This window comes from Proteus sp. TSJ240517 (assembly GCF_047921575.1).
In the GTDB taxonomy this organism is placed as follows: domain Bacteria; phylum Pseudomonadota; class Gammaproteobacteria; order Enterobacterales; family Enterobacteriaceae; genus Proteus.
In genome coordinates, this window is record NZ_JBLRMH010000017.1 from 1 (window position 1) to 4,834 (window position 4,834).

A 4,834-nucleotide genomic window follows, 5' to 3' on the forward strand; every position below is an offset into this window, starting at 1 on the left:
TAAAAACAAAAAGCCTACCGCCCTCGTTTTACTCGGTTGGTCAAATCGCTTCTTGCCACAAAACAAGTTTGTGACTTTCAGCGATTTCGCATCGTTTTACTTGTCAGTTTGCACGATGTTAAAAACGCACTCAGAAGCCCGCAAAACCGTTCTAAACTTTCAGCGTAGATTTGGGTGTTTTATAGGGTGATCGTGTCTTAAAATCGTTTCGAGGGGCTTTAATGGGGATGAACGGGAGGTTTTTGCTAACTAACTCGCCCGTTTAACATAAAAGGGATTAGGAGAACCTATGTTTTCAATTATGTTGCTCAAAAATATCAGCAGAAATATAAACGGTATTATTGTGTAACCCATCTATTTTATCCAAAATTTCTTTGGGGGCATCGTCGTTAAACTTTATAAATAATTCAGTTCCGTAATTATTAGAGTTCTCCATGTCATATGAGCCCTCTAGCTCTTCCATTTCATCATATTTCAAGCCTATCGCATGTGCTATTAATCTGATCTTTGCTATTTCATCCTCTGGGTGGTTTTTTTCGTTTGGTAATGTTGTTATTTCTACTTTAACTATTCCTTTTTCACTCCAGTTTCTTAAATATCCAGACCATAAGTTAGCTCTAAGATTTGACTTTTCAGTGAATCTTTTAGCTTCCCAAAGTATAATGTCACGATTTCCATTTTTATGGTAAATCGTTATTTCCGCACGCTTTTTATCAAGAAGATCCTTTTTGAAAATATCTTCGTTTGGATAGAAAATTATTTCAGGTTTTTTCATGGTAATACCGTCTGATTGATCTAATAATCTGATAATTACCTGCTCAGGGGTATCAAAACCGATAGCTTTTTTTTCTAGGCGGCTGTATGTCGCATCTGAAATGGATATGTCCATGATTAACTCCATATATGATTTTTTAATTATCATATATGGTTCAGTCTATAGTTCAAGTTTTTAAACAAAATATATCTAATGCCCCAATGTGGTACTAATCAAAATGGAGCGAAGCGACAACGTCATCTTGTCTTTGCTTTTCTCCATGATCGGTTATTGGGTCATGGCTTCTTAGCGGGTTAACTTCGCTAAGTCTGGTTAGGTTGGGCTTCTTTCGACACTTCGCAATCCAAGAAATCCCTAGTCCGTTGATTGGTGCTCTTATCAGGTACGCACTGTAATCTTTCGATACCGCAGCGTGATTCGGAGGCAGAGCCGGAATTTCGTGTTCCGGTACGTTTTACTACCACAATTTGCCTGTTTATCCTTTCGGAGACCGGGCTAAGTCCGAGTCAATCAAGTGGTGCATTTGAGTTAATGTCTTTGAATGGTTTTAAGGAAGTAGTGACAAGCTAGCTTCCCGTTGCTAAGATTGGATTGTTGAGGTCGAATCGTTAGCAACTAATGCACCGATTTAGATTAGCAGAGCCGAAGTGATGTCACAATCATTTCGGCTCTGTGCTTTCTGAAGTACCACAAAAAAATCCTGCAGAATTTCAATCCATAACGCTTGCCTCAAGGCGTGAACTTGTTCACAACGAGGAATCGGAGCATCTCAATATTTTTATGTTGAGCTTATGGATCTTAGCTTCACTAGTAATTTAAATTGCTACCGCCCTCGTTTTACTCGGTTGGTCAAATCGCTTCTTGGCACAAAACAAGTTTGTGTCTTTCAGCGATTTAATATTTTTAAATTGTTATCTACTTGTATTGAGCATGAATTATTAGGACTGGTGTTAAGCTGTATAAGACTAATTATCGGAAGAGAGAATTTGATGAAGTGGATTACACATAAAGAACTGCATGATGAATTTCTCAAGGATCCGGAGTACAGAGTTGCTTATGAAGCAGAACTTAAAAATTCGGATCCTGATTATCAGATTATTTTCCATCATGATGATGGTATGGAAGAGGTAGTTTTTGATACCCGAGAGAGTAAATATTTTGAGGAATAATCAGCTTCGGATAAGACCCATTATGTTAAACGGGCGAGTTAGTTAGACAAAACTGCCCGTTCATCCCCATTAAAGCCTCTCAAAACGATTTTAAGCCCCGATCACCCTATCAAACATCCAAATCCATGCTGAAAGTTTAGAACGGTTTTAATGACTCTCTAATTCGTTTTTAACAATTATTTTTTTGAGTTTAAAAATACGGTTAAAGCGTTAAAAGTTTATCTATGCCAAATACAATTACGCATATTGTCGCGTCATAAATGAAAAATCTCTTTTTTCCAAAAGAGGAAAAGCATCGTTTCTTATTTCATTAAATAAATAATTTTCGTTAATTGTATTTTCTTAGAATACACACCATACGCAAAAGGTATTTTTGTGTTTATCTTTTTGATAAATAGGTAATTATTCTTTATTTGTTACGGGCTTGTAATGAATAAAGTGAATCAAAAAAGAATCTTTTATGCGTCTTTTTTGATTCACTTTATAAACAAAGAGTTGTGTTGATTATTGACTGAAAGATTCTTTTTTGATTCACCCTAAACACATAAAAAAGGCAATATTTTGCTGTAAGTAAATGTCAGTTTTGCTTGCTATTTTTTATAGGAGTGCGGATGAGTTACTGAATTAACTCATCCGTTTTACATAAAAGGGATTGTATGAATCAATTTTAGCTAGAGTTTAAGGTTGTTCAAATTAATGTACAATGATTGCACTGTATAAATAACCAGGTGTAGCATGTATGGAAAAGCACTTTATCAATGAAAAGTTTTCACGAGATCAATTTACGGGGAATAGAGTTAAAAATATTGCCTTTTCAAATTGTGATTTTTCAGGGGTTGATTTAACTGATACTGAATTTGTTGATTGTAGTTTTTACGACAGGAATAGCTTGGAAGGGTGTGATTTTAATAGAGCCAAACTAAAAAACGCTAGCTTTAAAAGCTGCGATTTATCAATGAGTAATTTTAAAAACATTAGCGCCTTAGGTCTTGAAATTAGTGAGTGTTTAGCTCAAGGAGCTGATTTTCGAGGGGCTAATTTTATGAATATGATAACTACAAGGTCATGGTTTTGTAGTGCTTATATAACCAAGACAAATCTTAGTTACGCTAATTTTTCTAGAGTCATATTAGAAAAGTGCGAACTGTGGGAAAATCGCTGGAATGGCACTGTGATAACTGGCGCCGTGTTTCGTGGCTCCGATCTTTCTTGTGGGGAGTTTTCATCGTTTGATTGGTCTTTGGCTGATTTTACTGGTTGTGATTTAACGGGTGGGGCGCTTGGCGAGCTTGATGCAAGGCGAATTAATTTAGATGGAGTGAAGTTGGATGGAGAGCAGGCGCTTCAGCTTGTTGAGAGTTTAGGTGTTATTGTTCACCGATAAAATCTAGGTAAAAAACGCCTAATGCCCCAATGTGGTACTAATCAAAACGGAGCGAAGCGACATCTTCATCTTGTCTTTGCTTTTCTCCATGATCAGTTATTGGGTCATGGTCTCTTAGCTCGTTAATCTGGCTAAGTTTGGTTAGGTTGGGCTTCTTTCGACACTTCGCAATCCAAGAAATCCCTAGTCCGTTGATTGGTGCTCTTATCAGGTACGCACTGTAATCTTTCGATACCGCAGCGTGATTCGGAGGTAGAGCCGGAATTTCGTTTTCCGGTACGTTTTACTACCACAATTTGCCTGTTTATCCTTTCGGAGACCGGGCTAAGTCCGAGTCAATCAAGTGGTGCATTTGGGTTAATGTCGTTGGCTGGTATTTAATGAGAACGTGACAAGCGCCTCTCACGTTGCTAAGATTGGATTGCGACGTCTAATCTGAGCAACGAATGCACAAGATTTAGAGTACCAGAGCCCTGTGATGCTGTCACGGGGCTTTGTTACATCTGGAGCTTGGTAAACCTCATAAATTCAATTCGCAACGCTCGCCGCAAGGCGTGAACTTGTTTCACGTCGAGGAAGCGGAATTTCTCGAAAGCCTTATACTGTCTCCGTTCACACATGATCGGAGGGTGTCTCTATGTCTCAATTATTTCGTTTGGCATCGCCAGAAGATTACGAATACATCGAAGAATTAAATTTATGGGAATTGTCATTTGATAAGCGACCGGTTCAAGGGGTTCGTTGTGAAGATCCGGTGATCGGGGCAGAAAAATATAATCAAGGGCGTGAAAAATTTAAGGCGTTAGCGTCACGGCATAAAAAACACTGGAAACCGAACGGATTGACCTTTTCGGAGTTGATCCGCTGGGCAATAGAATGCGGAACTCCAGAACAATGTCAGCTTGTTTTAGCGTTATACCATTGCACAAACGATGATGATTATCAGGCGATGGGAATTCAGTTAAGCCGAAGTATTGATAATGCAAATGTCAGTCCGATCATCTTTTTCACAGGTAAAAATCAACGGTTATTAGGTGATATTTCGATGCTAAAACAGCTCGAAGAAAAGGTGCGCTGACGTTAGGTTTACCTATTATTTTATGTATTATCCTATCTATTATTCTATCTCTTATTTTATCTATTTCGTCTGTAATAGGTAGAATAATACATAGAATAAGATACAGAATAATAGATAGACACAAGATGACGTTGTGTTATTTCTTACCCATTAATCCACCTGTTATTCTACCTATTACTTTACCCGTTATTGCACCCAATTTAGGTATAACGGGCAGAATAACGGGTGAAATAATGGGTAGAATCATAGTTTTACTAACTTGCACCCCATGATACTTTCAGTATCAATGCCACTCATTTTCTGGACGAAAATGAATGACATAAGGCTCCGCCCTCTGGCTATTTTCTTCGGCTGGACGCCTGCGAAAAAAACCATTCACCCAAGCCCGTCAAACTCACTGCGTTCGTCTGACCACCCCCTTTTTTCGC

4 protein-coding genes are annotated in these 4,834 nt (G+C 38.2%); 3 read left to right on the forward strand and 1 reads right to left on the reverse strand.

Annotation, left to right across the window (positions count from 1 at the left end; all coding sequences use genetic code 11):
- Positions 1 to 295 precede the first annotated feature (295 nt).
- The gene (locus tag ACNARN_RS18425) at positions 296 to 889 is read right to left on the reverse strand and encodes a hypothetical protein (protein ID WP_260664971.1); all 594 of its coding nucleotides are present in this window, start codon (positions 887 to 889) and stop codon (positions 296 to 298) included.
- Positions 890 to 1,764: 875 nt separating this feature from the next.
- Between ACNARN_RS18425 and ACNARN_RS18430 the strand changes: the two genes are divergently transcribed.
- From ACNARN_RS18430 to ACNARN_RS18440, 3 genes are all read left to right on the forward strand, one after another.
- On the forward strand, positions 1,765 to 1,944 hold the full coding sequence (locus tag ACNARN_RS18430; RefSeq protein WP_337155251.1) for a hypothetical protein: 180 nt from the start codon (positions 1,765 to 1,767) through the stop codon (positions 1,942 to 1,944).
- Between the two features lie 739 nt (positions 1,945 to 2,683).
- Complete coding sequence (locus ACNARN_RS18435) at positions 2,684 to 3,328, forward strand: quinolone resistance pentapeptide repeat protein QnrD1 (RefSeq protein WP_012634451.1); 645 nt, start codon at positions 2,684 to 2,686, stop codon at positions 3,326 to 3,328.
- Between the two features lie 637 nt (positions 3,329 to 3,965).
- On the forward strand, positions 3,966 to 4,406 hold the full coding sequence (locus ACNARN_RS18440; RefSeq protein WP_015063446.1) for a hypothetical protein: 441 nt from the start codon (positions 3,966 to 3,968) through the stop codon (positions 4,404 to 4,406).
- Positions 4,407 to 4,834: the final 428 nt, after the last annotated feature.

Coding starts and splice junctions, on each gene's coding strand:
- ACNARN_RS18425 (WP_260664971.1), bottom strand. CDS start 889: ATGGACATATCCATTTCAGATGCGACATACAGCCGCCTAGAAAAAAAA.
- ACNARN_RS18430 (WP_337155251.1), top strand. CDS start 1,765: ATGAAGTGGATTACACATAAAGAACTGCATGATGAATTTCTCAAGGAT.
- ACNARN_RS18435 (WP_012634451.1), top strand. CDS start 2,684: ATGGAAAAGCACTTTATCAATGAAAAGTTTTCACGAGATCAATTTACG.
- ACNARN_RS18440 (WP_015063446.1), top strand. CDS start 3,966: ATGTCTCAATTATTTCGTTTGGCATCGCCAGAAGATTACGAATACATC.